11 protein-coding genes are annotated in these 20,396 nt (G+C 35.8%); 4 read left to right on the top strand and 7 right to left on the bottom strand.

Annotated features, from left to right (window positions below; all coding sequences use genetic code 11):
- Window positions 1-150: 150 nt before the first annotated feature.
- The gene (locus CLU83_RS02255) at window positions 151-1,209 is read left to right on the top strand and encodes a DUF6600 domain-containing protein (RefSeq protein WP_100430120.1); all 1,059 of its coding nucleotides are present in this window, start codon (window positions 151-153) and stop codon (window positions 1,207-1,209) included.
- 252 nt (window positions 1,210-1,461) lie between these two features.
- On the opposite strand, the gene CLU83_RS02250 is transcribed toward CLU83_RS02255, so the two are convergent.
- Window positions 1,462-2,490, bottom strand: a complete 1,029-nt coding sequence (locus tag CLU83_RS02250; protein ID WP_100430119.1) for a rod shape-determining protein — start codon at window positions 2,488-2,490, stop codon at window positions 1,462-1,464.
- A gap of 553 nt (window positions 2,491-3,043) precedes the next feature.
- On the opposite strand from CLU83_RS02250, the gene CLU83_RS02245 reads away from it, so the two are divergent.
- The 3 genes from CLU83_RS02245 (at window position 3,044) to CLU83_RS02235 (ending at window position 7,335) form a co-directional block, all read left to right on the top strand.
- A complete protein-coding gene (locus tag CLU83_RS02245) occupies window positions 3,044-3,742 on the top strand; it encodes a DUF1826 domain-containing protein (RefSeq protein ID WP_100430118.1) in 699 nt (232 codons plus the stop codon).
- A 458-nt stretch (window positions 3,743-4,200) separates the two neighbouring features.
- Window positions 4,201-4,404, top strand: a complete 204-nt coding sequence (locus tag CLU83_RS02240) for a hypothetical protein (RefSeq protein WP_100430117.1) — start codon at window positions 4,201-4,203, stop codon at window positions 4,402-4,404.
- A 672-nt stretch (window positions 4,405-5,076) separates the two neighbouring features.
- Window positions 5,077-7,335, top strand: coding sequence for a GH92 family glycosyl hydrolase (locus tag CLU83_RS02235; protein WP_369828791.1), 2,259 nt, complete (start codon window positions 5,077-5,079; stop codon window positions 7,333-7,335).
- 556 nt (window positions 7,336-7,891) lie between these two features.
- Here CLU83_RS02235 and CLU83_RS02230 read toward each other — a convergent pair.
- The 6 genes from CLU83_RS02230 to CLU83_RS02205 all read right to left on the bottom strand — a co-directional run bounded on the left by CLU83_RS02230 (window position 7,892) and on the right by CLU83_RS02205 (window position 20,298).
- The gene (locus CLU83_RS02230; protein ID WP_100430115.1) at window positions 7,892-9,040 is read right to left on the bottom strand and encodes an acyltransferase; all 1,149 of its coding nucleotides are present in this window, start codon (window positions 9,038-9,040) and stop codon (window positions 7,892-7,894) included.
- A 217-nt stretch (window positions 9,041-9,257) separates the two neighbouring features.
- Window positions 9,258-11,474 (bottom strand): glycoside hydrolase family 3 C-terminal domain-containing protein, encoded by a 2,217-nt coding sequence (locus CLU83_RS02225; RefSeq protein WP_100430114.1) that lies wholly within the window; start codon window positions 11,472-11,474, stop codon window positions 9,258-9,260.
- Window positions 11,475-11,672: 198 nt separating this feature from the next.
- Complete coding sequence (locus tag CLU83_RS02220; protein ID WP_100430113.1) at window positions 11,673-13,310, bottom strand: DUF6377 domain-containing protein; 1,638 nt, start codon at window positions 13,308-13,310, stop codon at window positions 11,673-11,675.
- 370 nt (window positions 13,311-13,680) lie between these two features.
- Window positions 13,681-16,101 (bottom strand): sugar-binding domain-containing protein, encoded by a 2,421-nt coding sequence (locus CLU83_RS02215; protein ID WP_100430112.1) that lies wholly within the window; start codon window positions 16,099-16,101, stop codon window positions 13,681-13,683.
- Between the two features lie 117 nt (window positions 16,102-16,218).
- Window positions 16,219-18,435 (bottom strand): family 43 glycosylhydrolase, encoded by a 2,217-nt coding sequence (locus CLU83_RS02210; protein ID WP_100430111.1) that lies wholly within the window; start codon window positions 18,433-18,435, stop codon window positions 16,219-16,221.
- Window positions 18,436-18,453: 18 nt separating this feature from the next.
- A complete protein-coding gene (locus tag CLU83_RS02205; protein WP_100430110.1) occupies window positions 18,454-20,298 on the bottom strand; it encodes an NPCBM/NEW2 domain-containing protein in 1,845 nt (614 codons plus the stop codon).
- Window positions 20,299-20,396 lie beyond the last annotated feature (98 nt).

Genomic DNA, 20,396 nt, shown 5'->3' with positions numbered 1-20,396 from the left:
AGAACCGTAATTATTTTGTAATAAGGTAATTTCGTTATCTTATTTTTTAAAAGTTATTTAACAGCATCAAAGCCGTAAAATACTTATCTTTAATGTGATACAATTTTAATTGTATTTTTTTAATCAACAGATAATTAAACAATTACTATTATGAAAGCAACGGCTAAAATTTTTATTATGTTCCTTGCTGTCAATTCGGTTATCTTGATGTCACCACAAAAAGCAACTGCGCAGGTATCCATTAACTTCCAGATTTTTTATGATGATTTAAGTCCATACGGTTATTGGATCGATACCCCAGAATATGGATATGCTTGGGTTCCCGATGTATCAGCTTCGTTTACCCCTTATCGAACTAACGGTTATTGGATATACACCAATGTTGGCTGGACTTGGGTTTCTAATTATTCATGGGGTTGGGCGCCTTTTCATTATGGACGCTGGTACTATGATCCCTATTATGAATGGATTTGGATTCCGAGTTATGAATGGGGACCGGGATGGGTTATCTGGAGAAGATCCGAAGATTATTACGGATGGGCGCCAATAGGACCTGGTATTAGCATTACTATTGCCTATGGCAGTGGGTATCGTTTGCCCTACAATTATTGGACATGTGTAAGAGACAGAGACTTTGGTAGAACGAACATTTATAATTATTATGTTCCTTCATCAAATAATGTTACAATCATTAACAATTCCACAGTGATTAATAACATTCAGAGAGATTATTCAACTCAGGTAAGATACAATGCAGGACCTAATAGAACTGAGATACAAAGCCGAACCGGTAGAACAATCTCCCCAGTAACTCTAAGGGAAAAAAATACACCAGGTCAGAATCTGAGCAATAGAGAACTTCAGATATACAGACCGCGCGTTGAAAAACACAGGGCTACCGAACGAGAACCAGCTCCGTCTAAAATCGTGCAATCGAGAGCTGGACAACCAGCTGGGGAAAGAACTCAACCAAAGAGAGAAAATCAACCAGCAAGACAGCAACAGCCTCAACAGCAACGTAATGACAAACAAATTCAACAGCAGCGTGATGATCAGTCAGCGAGACAACAGGAAGCTAAAGAACAACAAAGCAGACAGCAACAAATGCAACAGCAAACTAAAGATCAGCAGGTCAAACAGCAACAAATGCAACAACAACGAAATGATCCACAAGTTAAACAACAACAAAAGCAGAAAAAAAATGATTAATAAGTTAAACACCAGTGAATTTAATTACTTCATCACACCCTCTGGCGCTCGTTTGTAACGAGTGCCTACTTATTTATAGAAAATAAATGAAGCGTTTGCAACGCGGTTCTCATCCCCCCTTCCTCTTTACTCTTCACTCGATCGGATTTGCACACGAACGAAGAGAACTGACGAAGAATACGAGGGTAAATTCTATTTAAAATTACCTTCTAAAAATCAATCTAAATAATTCATTATGTGGTAATAACAGACTTATTTTATCAATACCCTTTTATATTTATTCATGTCTTTTAAAACGATACCAGTACCTCTAACCACGGCTCTTAAGGGATCTTCTGCAATATATACTGGTAAATCCGTCTTCTGCGAAATCCTTTTATCAAGACCACGAAGCAAGGCGCCTCCTCCGGCGAGATACAGACCCGTATGATAAATGTCTGCTGCCAGTTCAGGTGGTGTCTGTGAAAGCGTTACCATAATAACGTCTTCAATTCTTTGTATTGATTTATCCAAAGCTTTTGCAATTTCCTTGAAGGTAACCAAAACTTCTTTAGGCTTCCCGGTAAGTAGATCTCTTCCACGAACTGTTAAATCATTAGGAGCCTCTTCGAGTTCTTCCATTGCAGCGCCAACTTCAATTTTTATCGTTTCTGCAGAAGCTTCCCCTACATACAGATTATGATGAGTTCTCATATGATACAATATATCGTTGGTAAACACATCACCAGCAATTTTTATGGATTTGTCACAAACTATTCCTCCAAGTGCTATAACAGCAATTTCTGTAGTCCCTCCCCCTATATCCACTATGAGATTCCCCTTAGGCAGCATTACATCCAAACCAATTCCAATAGCCGCCGCCATAGGCTCATGAATCAAAAACACTTCTTTTCCGTTTACACGTTCACAGGACTCTTTTACAGCTCTCATTTCTACAGCGGTAATACCACTTGGAATACATACTACCATTCGGAGTGCGGGAGTAAAAAAAGTTTTCTTTAATTCAGGTATATTTTTTATAAACCAGCTGATCATTTTTTCTGAAGCATCAAAATCTGCAATAACCCCATCTTTAAGCGGCCGGATTGTTCTAATATTTTCATGTGTTTTTCCCTGCATTAAACTGGCTTCTCTACCTACGGCGATAATTTTACCGTTTCTAATATCCCTGGCAACAATAGACGGACTGTCCACCACGATCTTTCCATCATAAATTATTAAAGTATTAGCTGTTCCTAAATCCATCGCTATTTCCACTATCATAAAATTAAATAAGCCCATACTATCGTTTTATATAAAAACGATAGTATTACGGTTTTATTCTAAATAAAATGAATACACTGGCTGAACAGCATAGATTTATGAAAATATTAATAGTCCATGAACAAACGATTTTAAACCTTAAACTAACCCGGAACCATCGGAAATTCTTTTCCAATCTCAATTTACCTAAACGTAAAAGTTAGTAAAGTTGTAAAACAAAATATAAGTTTCGAAAAATAAGCTTTTTTTATCCAATAACTCCCCCTCTTCTTTGGAGAGGGGCTGGGGGTGGGGAAATGTCCGCAGGCAACAACATCTTCAAGACCCTTTCTTTGCGCCTTCGCGACTCCCCTCTGGCGCTCGTTTGTAACGAGTGCCTACTTATTTATAGAAAATAAATGAAGCGTTTGCAACGCGGTTCTAATCCCCTTTCATGTTTACTTTTTTTAGTTGTAAAAGTATAGCCCGATGGTTCAGAATTGCATAATTTTGCAGTGCATTAAATAATACCAATTGCATTTATTTTTAAGTCCAAAATATTCTGGTATAACTAGCTTCTTGATATCATACTATGAGCAATACATTTTCTGACAGCAGCCAAATTGGAACGGTATCCACTTTTTATGAACTTGTAAATACCGATTTTAAGGGAGAAATGAATGCACTATGCTGGTACAGAAATTTGGAAGGCGATTTTAAAGAGATTGTAAGTAAACTGAAGATAAAAGAAAATATAACGGAAGTTTATCCTAAAGATCTATTGGCTCTCCAGCTATCAGAAAAGGGGATTATAGCACGGGAAATTATCTTAAACGATTTAAGATTATTAACCGATTTCGGAGCTTCCCCCTCTCTTAATTTACTTAAGTGTTATGAACGGGATGATGAATTTGATTTCATATCCACTGATGTGTATTCATATCATGTTGATCGCTCGCCCATTGCAGCGGATACTTTTTTATGCACCTATTACGGAGCGGCAAGCGATATTATTTCGAATGAGCAAGCGGAGCAAAAAATTCTAATTCCTGAAATTCGAAAAAAACTCAAAGAGCTGCATAACGGTTCATCGGAGGAATTTGAAAACTTTTTAAAGGAAAATTATTTTGATCTGCATTATCAGGCGCAAGCCCATGCAGTGCCTGTTAATTTAGGATTAGGACATCTTTGGCGTTTGGCAGTGGATCATCCGCAACAACTTGCGCTGCCTTGCATTCACAGAGCACCAATAGAAAATGAAGGAGAATATCGTTTGTTGCTGATTTGCTAAAAAAAAACGCTGCGCTGGCAAATGCCTGATAACTTTGCGTTTTTTTTTAAAGTTCTTGACAACTAAAAATGTGATAAAAGGCTACAGGGGTTATTATGTTAATGTATTTAGAACATGATCCCGATAGCTCCTCCTCTGGCGCTCGTTTGTAACGAGTGCCTACTTATTTATAGAAAATAAATGAAGCGTTTGCAGCGCAGTTCTAATCCCCTTTCCTCTCGCTTCTTTACTCTTTACTCTTTACTCTTTACTCTTTACTCTTCACTCTTCACGCCTACTTATTTAAGGATCACATGAAGCGTTTGCAACTCGGTTCTCCCTCTCCTCTTGCTTCTTTTTTCTTTACTCTTTACTCCTTCCCAACCCTTATATTTTTAAAGACAAATAGCGGTAAAGATTTGCGCGCTGACCGAAAAGAGTGCCCCCAATGTCATGGATAATGTATTAAAAGTAGTAGTGTGATAGCAGGAAATATCAGGATATGTTTTTATCCAAAAGATGTACAGCGTATTACCGGCAAAACATACAGACAGGCAAGGCTGTATTTAAACAAAATTAAAGACAGCTTGAACAAAGAACCGCATCAGTTAATTTCCATAGAGGAATTTTGTTCGTATTCAGGCCTAAAGTTAGAGCATGTTTTACGCTGTATAATCGGATAATTTAAGAGCATAAAGACCTCTTGTGCATTGCCATAATACAACTATACCAGTTCAAAAAGCAGACTAAATAATGGTGTAACTATTGCATAAATCAATTATTAAAAAAATATATCTACGTCATTAAATTTTAAATGATTTAATGCGTTTTTAGAGGGTGCAAATTCGGTTACCTGATTAATTCAGCCTCTCCAAAGCCCTTGAAAATAAAGGAATTTATGGTAGAGTTCGATTCCCGGCGAAAGTTCAACAAATTCATTTTCAAATGAAACCCGCATCAGAGGAGATTTACCTTCCTAACAAATGAACAAGTGGGTTCCTGACATCCAAAATTTAAATACTTTTTTTGGAAGAAATCAAAAGCCTGTAAATCTTAGGATTTAAAGGCTTTTTTGTTTTTACTGCTCACAAAATCCATCATTAAATCTAATCGTAAGGGTGCAAATTCAGTTACCTAAAAAATATCAATTTTCAGGTAACCGAATTCCAGCTCAGATCTTGTTCAATGAGAGGTTTGAATACTGAACATCTTGACAACAGAATCAGCCATGCCGCTATAACTAATGGATCGAAAATAATTTTTTATATGGGGTCAAAGCCAAAAAAATAAATAAATTTGATATTAGAAAAATTTATTAAAATAAAAACATGAAAAACAAGACATTTATAATAGGAATGTTATTCTATGTATTAATTTCCAGAGGTCAAACCAAGACAGAGAATTTAGCTGATTATGTAAATCCTTTGATGGGAACCCAATCAACTGATGAACTATCTAGCGGAAATACTTATCCTGCAATAGCCAGACCTTGGGCAATGAATTTTTGGACTCCCCAAACCGGTAAGATGGGTGATGGTTGGTGCTATACTTATACTGCTAATAAAATTAGAGGTTTTAAACAAACTCATCAACCTTCTCCTTGGATGAATGATTACGGTCAATTCGCTATAATGCCAGTAACCAATAAAATAGTTTTTAACGATGATGATAGGGCAAGTTGGTTCAGTCACAAGGCTGAAATTTCAAAACCTTATTATTATAGTGTTTATTTAGCAGACTATGATGTCGTTACTGAATTGACAACTACTGAGAGAGCAGCAGATTTTCAATTTACTTTTCCTAAAAGCAAACAGTCTTCTATTGTAATTGATGCTTTTAAAGGAGGTTCATATATAAAAATAATCCCAAATGAAAATAAAGTAATTGGGTATACCGTACTTTCAAAAAAGAGCAAAACGGTTGATTTTAAAAACTATTTTGTTTTAATTTTTGACAAACCATTTAAATCCGCCGCTTGTTGGTCCGATGGAAATTTCCAAAAAGACATATTAGAAATAGCGACTGATCATTCTGGGGCTGTAGTTAATTTTGAAACCAAAAAAGGAGAAATCATAAATGTGAAAACAGCTTCTTCTTTTATCAGTTTTGAGCAGGCTGAGTTGAATTTAAAAACAGAATTAGGAAATAAATCTTTTGACAATTTAGTAACCGAGTCAAAAAATGAGTGGAATAAAATATTAGGGAGAATAAAAATTGAAGGCGGAACTGATGAACAATTAAAAACTTTTTATTCTTCGCTGTTTAGAGCAGCATGTTTTCCACAAAAGCATTATGAAATAGATGCTGCAGGAAAGACAATTCATCGTAGTCCATATAATGGCGGGGTTGAACCTGGTTATATGTATGCAGGAACAGGCTTTTGGGATACTTTTAGGGCATTATACCCATTGTTAAATTTAATTTATCCTTCCATAAACAAAGAAATGCAGGAAGGTTTGATAAATGATTATAAAGAAGGAGGCTTTTTACCCGAATGGTCTAGTCCTGGCTTTAGAAACATAATGGTGGGGAATAATTCGGCTTCAGTTGTTTCTGATGCTTATATAAAAGGATTACGAGGGTATGATATTGATCTATTATACAAAGCCTTATTGAATGGAGCTAATAACGAAGGACCAATGGAGGCCGTTGGAAGAGCAGGAATTAAGTATTATAATGAATTAGGATATGTACCTTATGATGTAAAAATCAACGAGAATGCAGCAAGGACTTTGGAATATGCTTATGATGATTTTGCAATTTGGAAATTAGCTAAGGCACTAAATCGTCCAAAAAATGAAATTGCTTTCTACGAAAAACGAATGATGAATTATAAAAATGTCTTTAATCCATCAGCTAAATGGATGAGCGGAAGGAATAAAGACGGCTCTTTCCCTGCTAACTTTAATCCATTTAAGTGGGGAGATGCTTTTACCGAAGGAAACAGTATGCATTATAGCTGGAGTGTGTTTCATGATATTAATGGCTTAATAAATTTGATGGGGGGAGAAAATGCATTTACAGATAAACTGGACTCTGTTTTTGATACGCCGCCTGTTTTTGATGAAAGTTATTATGGCAGCGTTATTCATGAAATTCGTGAAATGCAGATCATGAATATGGGACAATACGCACATGGTAATCAGCCAATTCAACATATGATTTATTTGTATAATTATGCTGGTCAGCCATGGAAAACACAGTATTGGTCTAGAGAAGTAATGAATCGTTTATATAAACCAACTCCCGATGGATATTGCGGAGATGAGGATAATGGACAAACCTCGGCTTGGTATATCTTTTCTGCTATGGGCTTTTATCCTGTTTGTCCGGCTTCTGATGAATATGTTTTGGGAGCTCCTTTATTTAAAAAAGTAACTTTGAATTTAGAGAATGGTAAACAATTAATAATAAATGCATCTAATAATTCAGATACAAATAAATATGTAAATGAATTAAAATGGGACAATTCAACCTATTCAAAAAACTACATCAATCATTTAGATTTACTTAAAGGAGCTGTTTTGGATTTTGATATGACTGCAAAACCAAATATCCAAAGAGGAACTTCTCCTAGTAGTTATCCTTATTCGTATTCTAGTAACAAAAAATAAAAATCTAAGGAACGATCTTTTTTTTAAATGTGTCTTATCTGATATTGTGAGCATGAAGCTATGTGGCTGCCATTTAGTTAAATGAGAATAGAAGCCAATACAATAAATATTAGAATCAAATACATACGTTTCCATGAAAGTATTCAAGCTGCAATTGATGCTCAAGTCAAAGCTATAATGCCCGTACATTAGGCAGGTTTTGCATTGGCACAACACAGCTTGACTGAACCTATTGAACAATTTATGAAAGCATCTGATAAAGAAAAATTTAAAGTATATTGTGCTACAGTTAGAAGTTGTAGAACTTATTTCTAATGCCACTGCATCAACTTTTTGGTTTAAATAAAACAGGGATACTTTTAAATAATTCTTTCATAAATCCTACTTTATGACCACTAGCTCAAAAACTGCTTTTATATGGATTAAAGTCCAAAATGAAATAACTCTGTTTTTTTGAAACATCAAGAAAATATTAAACCCAATAGAATGATTTAATTTTAAAAAACAGCCTTTGATTCAATAGAACTCAAAGGCTGCTTTTTTTTTAAACATGAACTTAATTATTTGCTGCAGCATTTTTTTTATTCTGAAATTTATTCTGGAGCCAATTACGTACTGGTTCATCGTATAATTTCAAACATAAATAGGCAATTAAAATACTTGCAATTAAAACACATATTCCTAATGTATAACCATTTTCTAACGAAACTTTATTATCAACAACCCAAGCGGTGTACCAATAAATAAGCGGATAATGAGTGATGTAAATTGGATATGAAATATCGCCCAGCAATTTGCAGATTTTTAGAGAAAACGGGTTTTTAATTTCACCGCCGGCACCAATTGAGACGATTAAAGGAAAAACAAGAATAATACAAAATGACTCATATATACCATTCATCCATAAACTGTTTTCATCACCAATTCTTGGCACGATAAGAACAATTGCAATCAATAAACTGCAAACCCAGAAAGCTCCTTTTACATTAATTAATTTCCCTAAACGTGAAAGTAAAATCCCAGCAAAAAATGGATATAACAAACGGGTAAAACCAATATTCATCTGTTCCAAATTCAACGACCATCCGCCAATGACATCGCCTTTTGGACCAAAAACAGTATAATTAATAAGCATTCCTGCAAATATCAAAACAAAAATAGAAAGCACTTTGTTAGAGAATTTTCGAAAGATTAAAGCGTATAAAATATTCGCGATATATTCAAAAAATAACGACCAGGCAGGACCGTCAAGCGGATGCATTTCGCCCCAGCCTCTTATTTCTGCTGATGGCGTTAACGGAATTAACGTAAAACCAACAAACATAACCAATAGTAATTTCCATAATGGCATTGTTGCGATCTGCGGAAATAAAATATCCGAAGCCTGAAAATAATATAATGCGGCTCCAATAATCATTCCCATAATAACCATAGGCTGCAAACGAATTAAACGCCGTTTATAAAACTCCCATTGCGTCATTTTCCCCCAACGGTCATCGTACGCATAAGCAACAACAAATCCTGATAAAAGGAAAAAGAAATCAACTGCCAAATAGCCATGATTGATAATTTGCTTAAAACGATTCCCGCCGCTAAAAGTTTCAAAAATGTGAAAAGCAACGACCAAAATTGCCGCTACTCCACGTAAACCGTCTAAAATTTCATAATGCTTTTTTGGCTTAATATCTGTAGAAATGGAACTCATAAAATGGTTATTTGTTAAAAGTGAATTTTATAATTCTAATCAATAACTTCGCAAACATAGGAGATGTTAAGAAAATGAAGCCTAACGCAATAACGGCTAAAATCTTTTAAATTAGCAAACACAACACTTAATTTTTCTTAATATCTTAATGGTAAAAAATAAACCTGCAACTTTTGACAATTGCAGGTTTATCTCCAGCCTTTTCAGATAACTTTTTTTATTGAAGTGAAAAACTCACTTTAGATTTTATATCCGTAGACGATGCTCCAATTAAAGCTTCAAAAACTCCAGGTTCGGCAACCCAATCGTGTTTTTTATCATCAAAGAAACTCAAGGCAGTTTTGTCTACTGTAAATGTTACTGTTTTTTCTTCACCGGCTTTAAGCGAAATTTTCTCAAAACCTTTTAACTCTTTTATTGGACGAACCAAAGAAGATTTTAAATCGCTGATATAAAGTTGCACCACTTCTGATCCTTCACGATTTCCAGTGTTTTTAACTTTAACAGAAAATGTAATTTTATCTCCGGCTGCCATTTGTTTTTTATCAGCGGTTACTTTTCCATATTCAAAAGTCGTATAACTTAAACCATGACCAAAAGAAAACAAAGGCTTTATCTTTTGTTTGTCAGCCCAGCGGTATCCAACAAAAATTCCCTCTTTGTAGGTTACTTCATCACCTCCTGGAAATTCGCCTAAAGCGTGTGCTCCATTATCATTTAATTTTACTGGAAAAGTAAAAATCAGTTTACCAGACGGATTCACATCTCCAACCAAAACTTTAGCCAGAGCAGTTCCAGCTTCAGTACCTAAAAACCATCCTTGTACAATTCCCGGAACTTCATTTACCCACGGCATCGCAACAGCATTCCCAGAAATGTTTACAAAAACCACATTTTTATTTACTTTAACCAATTCGCTGATTAATTTATCCTGATTGTATGGAAGCCCTAAGTCTTTACGGTCTGCTCCTTCAGCATCCTGATTATCGCTTTTGTTCAAACCTCCAAAAAACAATACTACATCGGCGTCTTTGGCAACTTTTAAAACTTCAGCGGTTAATTCAGCAGTAGAACGTTTGTCCCCCAGACTCACTTTTGCAATCACTCCATTATAATTACTTGTTGGGTCTCCTACATAACCGCGGGCATAAACCACTTCAGCCTGATTACCGATTCTTTTCTTTAATCCTTCCAGCGGTGTAATTTCATATCTGGCTTTAAGCGAAGAACTTCCTCCGCCAACAGTCATCATTTTGATGGCATTCTCTCCAATAACTGCAATTTTCTTTGTTTTGTTCAAATCAATTGGAAGAATATTGTTTTTATTTTGAAGCAGTACAATTCCTTCTTCAGCGATTTTTAATCCGGCATCAGCATGTTCTTTTGTTCCAAATGACCCAAAAGGTCTTTCTTTATTCATTGTTGTTAAGAAAGATAAACGCAAAATACGACGCACTTTCTCATCTAATTCTTTAGTCCCGATTTCACCTTTTGCAATCATATTTGAATACGGCTTAGCTAAATAATAGTTGTCGTATGCATTACTGGTTCCCCATGAAAGTCCGTTAGTCCAAGAGCCAAATTCCAAATCCAAACCATTATAAATCGCTTGTTTTGTGTCATGGACTCCTCCCCAATCGGAAATTACAACTCCTTTGAATCCCCATTCCCCGCGAAGAATATTATTTAACAAAAACTCATTATGGCAGCAGTGCTGTCCTTTGTATTTGTTGTATGAACCCATAATGGCCCAAGCATCTCCTTCCTGAACAGCCGCTTTAAATGCCGGTAGATAAATTTCATATAACGCACGATCATCAACAATTACGTTTACGGCACCACGATTTGTTTCCTGATTGTTTAATGCAAAATGTTTGACACAGGCTGCCACTCCATTAGATTGCACCCCTTTAATATAAGGCACCACCATCTTTGAAGTAAGAAAAGGATCTTCTCCCATATATTCAAAGTTTCGGCCGTTTAATGGTGTTCTATAGATATTTACACCAGGTCCTAACAATACATTTTTATTTCGGTAACGGGCTTCCTCTCCAACTGATTTTCCGTACAAAGAGGCCATTTCTTTATTCCAAGTTGCAGATAAAGCGGTAAGTGCCGGGAATGCAATACAGGAATCATTTGTCCAGCCTGCCTGATTCCATTCGTCCCATAAAACTTCGGTACGAATTCCATGTGGTCCGTCAGTCATCCAGTTTTCTGGAATTCCCAAACGCGGAACACCTGGCGAACTGAATTTTGACTGCGCATGAATCATAGCAATTTTTTCTTCCGTTGTCATTTTAGAAAGCGCATCTTCTACACGCTCATTAATAGGTTTTTTATCATCTGGATAAACTGGAACTTTATTTTGTGCATTCATTGCGAATGAACTTAACAACAGTAAAAGAACAGTTGTTTTAACATTTTTAAACATACCTCTTAATTTATTAAATCATTAAAATACTATCAAGACACTTTGAGTAAATCTTAATAATATTGTAAAGCTAAAACGTTATCGTCTGCAATTAATTTTTAAACGAAAAAAGTAGTAAAATAAAAAGTCAATTCACTAATTATCAAAAAATTAAAACAAATAAAAAGCTAAAAAAAGTAGTGGTTTTAAAATAAAAAATCAGGCTTTCAACGGTAATAATCCAATTTTCATGACCGTTTCTTCAAAATCATTTCGGGAAACTGCCGCTTTATTTCTAGCCTTTGTACGATAATTATAAATTGTGCTTAAAGAGTAACGAAGAAATGCTGCAATTTTTACGCTGTCAGTTATTCCCAAACGGATCAGTGCAAAAATGCGGAGTTCTGTATTTAACAACTCTCCTTGTTTCAATACAATCTGCTCTTCATTAATAAGCAGTGTATTAAAGTCTTTTACGAAAGTCGGATACAGATTTAAAAAAATCACATCAAAGTTCTCATACAATTCTTCCAATTCTTTTTCAACCAAGGTGGTCGATTTTAGCATCTTGTAAATTTCATCAAACTGTTTGAGAGCCGCTTTTTTGTTTAAAATAACACGGTAATTTTCTAACTTATTGATGTAACTGGAACACAGACTAAAAAAATGTGCAATATATTCTTCTTTAATATGATTGGATTCAGATAATTGAGCGTTCCGTTCCTGTAACTGGCTGTTTGTTTCGGTAATATCTTTGTTTAATTCGGCTAATTTTTGGCTGGTTATAAAAAGTTCGCCGCGTATTCTGGATACTTTTTTCATTTGTCTGTACACATAAATAACAGCCATAATCAAGAATGCCGAAAGCAGACTGATGCATATCAGATACAATTGCAGTTCGGTTTTTCTTTGGGCCTCTCTTTCTAGATAAGCTGTATTTATAATCGAATAAATCTCAGACATCAGCAGTGTCCGAAACTGAACATTGCAGTAAAGCGCATCTTCAATTGCCGATTGCGTGAGCTTATAAGCCATATCGACATCGCCAATTTCATAAAAAACCAATGCCAATTCCTGAAGTGAAGCGTTGTCTTTATTTGCATTTTTAATATCTGCAGTGGCAGAAAGCGCATAATATTTTTTTCTTAATTCTAATTGATTTTCAGCTTCATAAATTTTTCCAAAAAGGTATGTAATCATCGCATACTGCGGATCTTCCTCTTTTGTGTACTTCAATAAAACCGATAATTGCTTTAAGGCAGCAGTAAATTTTTTATCAAAAATATTTTTCTGAATCTGGTTAATTTTAAAATTCAATGTTTTAGGATTTAATATGCCTAACAAAGAATCTCTGTATTTCCCTATTTGCTCAATATATATTTTACTGTTACTGTTTGCATTGTAATGCTCAAAAAACTCCCTATAAACCACATAATAATTGGGAAGCAGTGATTTTGCCAATGTTTTTTTGCTGATGCTTTTTAAAATAGATTCAGATTCCCTGTATTTTCCCGATGAAGAATATAAGTTGGCTAACTGCAGTTTAGCCAAATCTGATAAAGCTGGATTTTGAAGTTCGGAGGCAATTACAAGATTCTTTTTGACATATAAAATCGCCGAATCAGAATTGAATTTTTGGTATTCCGCATATAAAGTTTTGTTGTAATTGTATTCCTGTTCCTTAGATAAATCTTCTGATTTAATTTTTTTGAAGTTCAGAATGCGCTCTTCTTTTAACAGAACATAGTGCTGTTTGTTTTTTATTGCGTCATTCAACTTATCAAAAATAGAATCAGCACCCGATGAATAACCCGAATGACTTATCGCAAATAAAAAAAACAGCAGGCAATTTTTCAAACTGAATAATGGCTAAATGATATGGATTACAAATATAATAAAGTGGCTACGAAATAGTACGGTTTTCGATTTCTATTTACAGATAACCCGTACTCGATTATTTTTTTGAATAATGGCAAAAAAGCAAAATGTTTTCTTTTAGCCCCGGTTGAAGTGGAAATCCTTATGGTCCGGGGTTCGGAACATAAGATTATAACGGAAAACGGGACGATGCTTGCTGAAAATGCATAATCTTTCTGCTCCAAAAAATAATAATCGAGTTAAGATCTATAAAAAAACAAAGGCTGTTCCTATGCGGGAAACAGCCTTTGCAAACTAACCAAATTGAAACTATTTTTGATCTCTTAGAAACTATTGAAAGTTCTGCAGTTTATTTTACCTGAATACTAACCTCTGTCGGTTTTAGCCAAGTACTGGTAAACTTAACTTTTATAGGCTCACTGCCTTCAGTTGCCTGAATATAAGCAACAAGATGTCCGTGAAATGCTCTTTGAACATTATCGGTATAATCGCCCATGTCGCTGTTATTTCCAGCTTCCAATCCCAATAAAGTACCTGAACCGCTTATTGTACAAGTAATTTCGTTGTCAGAAAGCATTACTGGCAGTCCTTTTTCATCCAATACCTGTACTATCACTTTGGCAACGCCATCTTTGTTTACAGTGATGTTTTTATCATTAATCACTAAAGCATAAGGCTGCTGAGAAGAAACAATTGAATATCGGCTCTCTATTTTGTTGTCATTACTAAGTCCGATTGCTTCTAATTTGCCTGGAGCAAAAGGAATGTCCCAATAAATAACACCTGTTTTTTCATCGTAATTTTTTTCTTCGCCAACCACTTTTCCGTTTAATTCCAAACGGGCTTTGGCAGCGTTAGTATAACAAACTACTCGAATCATTTCGCCTTCATTGTAATTATTCCAGATAGGCCAAGCGTCTTTAGAAAGTTCTTTTTTATTATTGCTTATGTAAGTTCCAGCAAAAATCATCGGTTTATCCGACCATAATGACTGACGGAAATATCCTCTTGGCTTAATAATCCCAGCAAAATCAACCAATCCAGAATAGAATCCTCTTGATGGCCAGGCATTAGATTCACCCAAATAATCAATACCTGTCCATAAAAACTGTCCAAATATGTGTTCATTATTTTTTACTGCCAGCCATGGTCCCATATCATGAACATTCTCACTTCCAAAAATCACTCTGTTTGGGTATTTTTTGTGATCTGAAGCATATTTGCTTTCTGTATAATTGTATCCTGTAATGTCTAAAGCTCCTGGATATTCTGTTTCGTTAGACATAGCAACTCCAGCCAATCCAGCCGTCGTTGGGCGAGATTTATCATATTTTTTCACAGCTGCTACAAGACGTTTGGCTATTCCACCAAGACGCATAGCATCTGGTGCATCTTTTTTGTAGCCACCATAATTCGCTTGTCCAAAACCTTCTGTTCCTTTATCCAGAACAGGGTGCGAATATGGATCATTTGGATAATCAACTTCATTACCAATGCTCCAACCAAATACAGAAAGATGATTACGGTCACGGCGTACCATATCTTCCAAATCTTTTTCGCCCCAATCAACAAATATATCATTAGAGCCTTCAAAACCAGGAGTACCTACGTTCCATCCTGTTAACCATTTGCGTTTAGGAAATTCCCATTCGTCATACGCTTCATTAAGAACTAAGATTCCTAATTCATCACACAGCGCATAAAAATCGGGTGCTTGTGGATTGTGGCTGGTACGAATAGCGTTTACCCCTATTTCTTTCAGTGTTTTCAATCTTGATTTTAAAACATCTTTAGGCACTGCCGATCCTAAAACTCCGGCATCATGGTGCAGACAAACTCCTTTCATCTTCATCCATTTGCCATTAAGGGCAAAACCTTTATTTGCATCGAAAGTAAAATTTCTGAAACCTGTTGATGTTACCGTTTTATCAATTGGTTTGCCATCTTTTAAAACAGTTGTTTTTAACTGATACAGATTCGGATGCTCTAAATCCCATAATTGAGGATTCTTTACATTTATTTTGACAGCAGTTTTATTGACTGCATTAGCCTCTACAGAAACTTTTTGAGAACTTTTGGCAACTGTTTTTCCGCTGTTATCCAAAAGCTCATTAACAACGGTAAGATTTGTTTTTACTGCTGAACCATTTTCCAAAGCTACTTCTACATTCAAAGTTCCTGTTCCATTAGCAACTTCCGGATAGGTATAAACACCCCATTGCTCAATATGCACTGGATTTGAATAAACCAGCCACACATTACGATAAATACCAGAGCCTGAGTACCAGCGGGAATCAGCACTCTTACTGTGGTCAACACGCACTGCAATGATATTGTCCTCTCCATATTTTACAAAAGGAGTCGCATCATAAGCAAAAGAAATATATCCGTTAGGACGTTTTCCTAAAGAATGTCCGTTTATAAAAACTTCACTTCTATTGTAGACTCCTTCAAAATACAAATAGACTTTTTCTCCACGCTTATTTTGAGGAATATTCAATGTTTTTCTATACCACCCAATGCCCCCTGGCAAATATCCCATACAGCTGGCCAAAGTGGGACTCAATCTCCCCTCTACACTCCAGTCATGAGGTACATTTACCGATTGCCAATTAGCATCATCGTAAGTTGTGTTTTGAGCATCTGAAGCATCTTGTAACGTAAACTTCCAGTTGTCATTAATTTTTTTGGAATCTCCAAACGATATCTGGCTAAAAGCAGATAAGCAGGAAAAAATGAGAATTGGCAATGCGAGTTTTTTAATAGTCATTGTGTATTTATTTTAATTATTCATTCGTTTATGATATCTAACGCTTTTTTTTGCATAAAAAGCCTATTAGAGAGTTCCTCTATTCAGTTAAATCATCATGTTTTTTTTATGAGAAAGCTATTTTTTCAAAGGCTTAATCCCTTCGTGAGTCGGTGTTATAGGAAGAATTGCTCCGTCCTTGTCAAACTCCATTTTATCAATACAGACTTCCCTGTTAAATCCCGCTGCATCCCCCATGGTAATCCCTTTTGGATAATTAAAGCGGTGATATACGATATACCATTCATCTTTACCAGGAATCTGAAGAATTGAATTATGACCAGTTGCATAGATGCCGGCTTCCTTGTTTTTGGCTATGACCAAATTGTTTTTCGGGATAGTGATTTTACTGGTAGGAGAATCGGAAATTCCATAACGCACACGGTAATTTTCACTGCGGGTATCTTCTTCTGACCATAAAAAATAATATTTTCCATTTCTAAAAAAGACAGTAGTACCTTCACGAAAAGTATCATCAGGAGTCATCACGGTAACCGATTCAGATTTAATCGAAATCATATCCTCGTTAAGTTCAGCGCAAGCCATATAGCCGTTACCCCAATACAAATAGCTTTTGCCCGTTTGAGGATCGGTAAATACATCCGGATCTATCTGCTGTCCTCCTGAAACTCCATTAGGCAATTTGTCTACCAATGGTTTTCCTGAATCAACAAATGGCCCTTCAGGCTTATCAGCAACTGCGACTCCAATTTTTTGAGCTGCGGTAAAATAGAAGTAATATTTATAATCGTTTCCAACTTTTTTCTCAGTAATACAAGGAGCCCAAGCGTTTCTATTTGCCCAAGTCACATCTTTTTCGAGATCCAGAATAATCCCTTCATCTGTCCAATTCACCAAATCAGGCGAAGAAAATGTTTTGAAATAAGTTCCAGACCAGCCATTAAATCCATCACTTGTTGGGTAGATGTAATATTTGGATGTTTTTTCAGAATACATAACATCTGGGTCGGCATAAAAACCGTTCAAAACAGGATTATTGGCAATTGCAGCGGTAACTGACCAAATCTCTGATTGCTGTCCTTCTATTGCAACTGTATATTTCACAGCTCCTTTTGTAAAATTCTGAGCTGTTTTTGGCTCTACAGTAACTCCGGAAAACTTTGTAAAATCAGGTTTAAATGACGATAGATTTGTTCCCCATTTTACAGGCAGATGAACATGTTTTGCGTCATCATCTGCTTTGATATTGGTTTTCTTAATAGCTATAGCTTCAACAGAACTCAAAATATCTTTTGCACTTCCCCATTTGCTTTCCAATCGTGCCAATTCATTTGCCGTTATTGGCATAACCGTTCCATGACGCGGATGAAAATTCATCGAAATTGCATTATCAATCACTGAGAAATTTTCAAAATCATTCGTTTTTGTAAACTGATATTTCCCTTTGGTATAAAGATCATACATCAAGATATAATCGTTGGAATTGTTTAGTTTAAAAACTCCGGCGCCCTCTACTGGATATTTGGTCTGCTGCACATATTTATCTCTCAAAACATAACCTTCAGTAAGTTTATTGGATACGGCAACTTTTATGCCTGCTCCTGCTCCTTCGGTTTTGAAAAACAAATGATATTTATTGTCTTTGAAAACAATATCACCATCGATACAGGCTCCGTTTGTCGGGCTGAAAAACAATTGCTTTGGTTCGGTTTCCAAATCAGTAAAATCAGCATTTGCGTAAGCGTAATAAATTTTGTCAATATCGTTTCCGTGCTGCATCGACCAATAAATCATGTACTTTCCTTTTTGGGAATCGTAAATAGTTTGCGGTGCCCAAACCCGTTTTAGATTTTCATTGTTTGGATATTTTTTCTGAATATTAATAACAGCAGAACTCCAGTTTATCAAATCAGCTGATTTTAATAAAACCATTGCTCTATTAGAATCCCAGCCTTTATCCGAAGTCATATCTGTGGCAACCATATAGAATGTTTTACCATCTTCAGACCGCAAAATATGAGGGTCACGCACGCCTCCAGTGGAACTGATCTGCTTAGAATCGATTACAGGCTGATTGTCATTTAATGCTCTAAAATTATAGCCGTCATTACTCACCGCAAAACGGATTGCTTCTTCATTACCTGAATTACCAGTAAAATAGGCAAATAAATAGGCAGTTGTTTTTAATTTAGAACTCTTTAGTTCCGTCTTAGCAGATTTCTTTTTGGAAGTCTGCTGCGCATTGGCTGTTCCCAGAGTTATCAGTGCCAATAACACAACAATGCATTGGTATGGATTTCTTTTTTTCGGAGCTATTTTTGAAATATAGTTCATGCTTTTTTTATGAAATTACTATTTTGATACTTTGACAATTTTGTATAACCCTGCTCCATGTCTGTTAATTTCAGGTGCAAACTCACCAGAGAATTTACCAAGCACTTTACCCGACCATAAATCGGTGATTATATATTCATCAGAAAGTCCAATGTTTTTGAGATTGACAGAAATTTTTGCACTTGGCGGAGGCATCGGTCCCGAAGGATTTTCTGTAAATACAAAAAAGTTAACCGTTGCTCCGGTATTTTGGGTCACACAAGCTTCATCCAATCCTACAAGAGCCTTAAAATGAGTATAGCCTTCCGGTAAATCAAACTCTATAATTGAATTAGAATGTGTGCCAATTCCGTTTTCATATTTAACTTTATTCACGGTAAGCGTATTGCCTGAAACACTTTTGCCAACTCTTGGTTTTTCCCATCCGGCTGTTGCTCTGTTCCATTTTATATCAGTAAGCTTAATCGATTCTTTATCATTATATAAAGTTGGCTCTATCCAGTTGGCGTGATCCCAGTCGGTTTTATCACCTCCGTCATTTGCAACCAAATACAACTTTTTAGCACCCGAGATATTAATATCAACTGTGGTACTTTGACCTGAAGTTGTTTTGGAAATCAATCCGCTGTTCCAAACTGCTTTTTCATCAGTTATCAAGTGCTGATCGGCTGTGTTGAAAACCGCTAAATATTTAGCTCCTGTTCCTGGTTCATCTGCAATCCAAGCGGCTTTGTCTTTGTCCGTGAAAAGAGGTTTGTTATTAGTACTTTCGTTAAGAACTTTTAGGACATTTTTATTCGTCAGTAAAGAAAGTGTGAAAGGATCATTATCAGGAAGATTCCCTCCAAACATTAATGGTGACTTAAAGATTGTCCATAAGGTCATTAAAGTATATTGTTCATCTTTAGTAAAAGAAGTCATACGCGGGTCTCCTCTTTCGGCTCTAATGCCAATACGGCCCATGGGCAGCATATCGCCATCAGGATAGGCTCCAAAAGTACGCCACGCATTCCAACGCTCAAATACTTCAAAATGATCTTTTAACTGTTGCCAGCTATCCCAAAAATCACCAACGGTACGCCACATATTGGCATTTTTCTGAACATGATCAGCATGTGCAATAGGAGTTTCGCCTGGCGAAGTACTCAATACAATTTTGCGTCCGGTACGGTCAATCGCTTTACGGATCATATCGATTTCGCCTTCAAAATAAATAGGTGAAGAAAGGTCATCTATCTTCACAAAATCAAGTCCCCAAGAAGCATATAATTCAAAAAGAGAATTGTAATATTCCTGAGCTCCCGGTTTATCAGGAACAATGGTGTACATATCATGCAACCAGCTGCACTGGTCTTTATCCGAATAAATATCTCTGGCGGTCAGCTTTGTCCCTTTTATAGGAATGTTTTGTTTTACAGCAATTACCGGAATACCTCTCATGATATGAATTCCAAATTTCAATCCTTTTTTATGAAGATAATCTGCCAATGGTTTAAACCCTTTTCCTCCCGCAGCGGATGGAAAACGGTTTACGGCAGGCATAAATCTGCCATATTGGTCAATCACATAATCAGGATCTTTTTCATTGTATCCGTGTGCTTTGTCGTTCCCTACATACCATCGGATATCGACTATAATATAATCCCAGCCATAGGGTTTTAAATATTTAGCCATATAATCGGCATTTGCCTTTACCTCTGCTTCAGTAACTGTAGGCCCAAAGCAATCCCAACTGTTCCATCCCATAGGTGGTTGGGGGGCCCAACTATGGAATTCGGTTTTAGTTTGGGATTGAACAATGTGGCCAATTATTAAAAAAAACAAAACAGAAACTGCCGTTTTATGAAATTTATATCGAATCATTAGTGCTATTTTTTATTGTAATTGTTTAAATATTGATTTCAAGCAAAAAAATTATTAAATAAGTGTTTTTTATACATTTGTAAATGTACCTGAAAAAA

It is taken from the genome of Flavobacterium sp. 1 (genome assembly GCF_002797935.1).
Classification (GTDB): Bacteria; Bacteroidota; Bacteroidia; order Flavobacteriales; family Flavobacteriaceae; genus Flavobacterium.
Note: the sequence above shows the minus strand (reverse complement) of the source record. Positions and strands in the feature narration are given on the sequence as shown.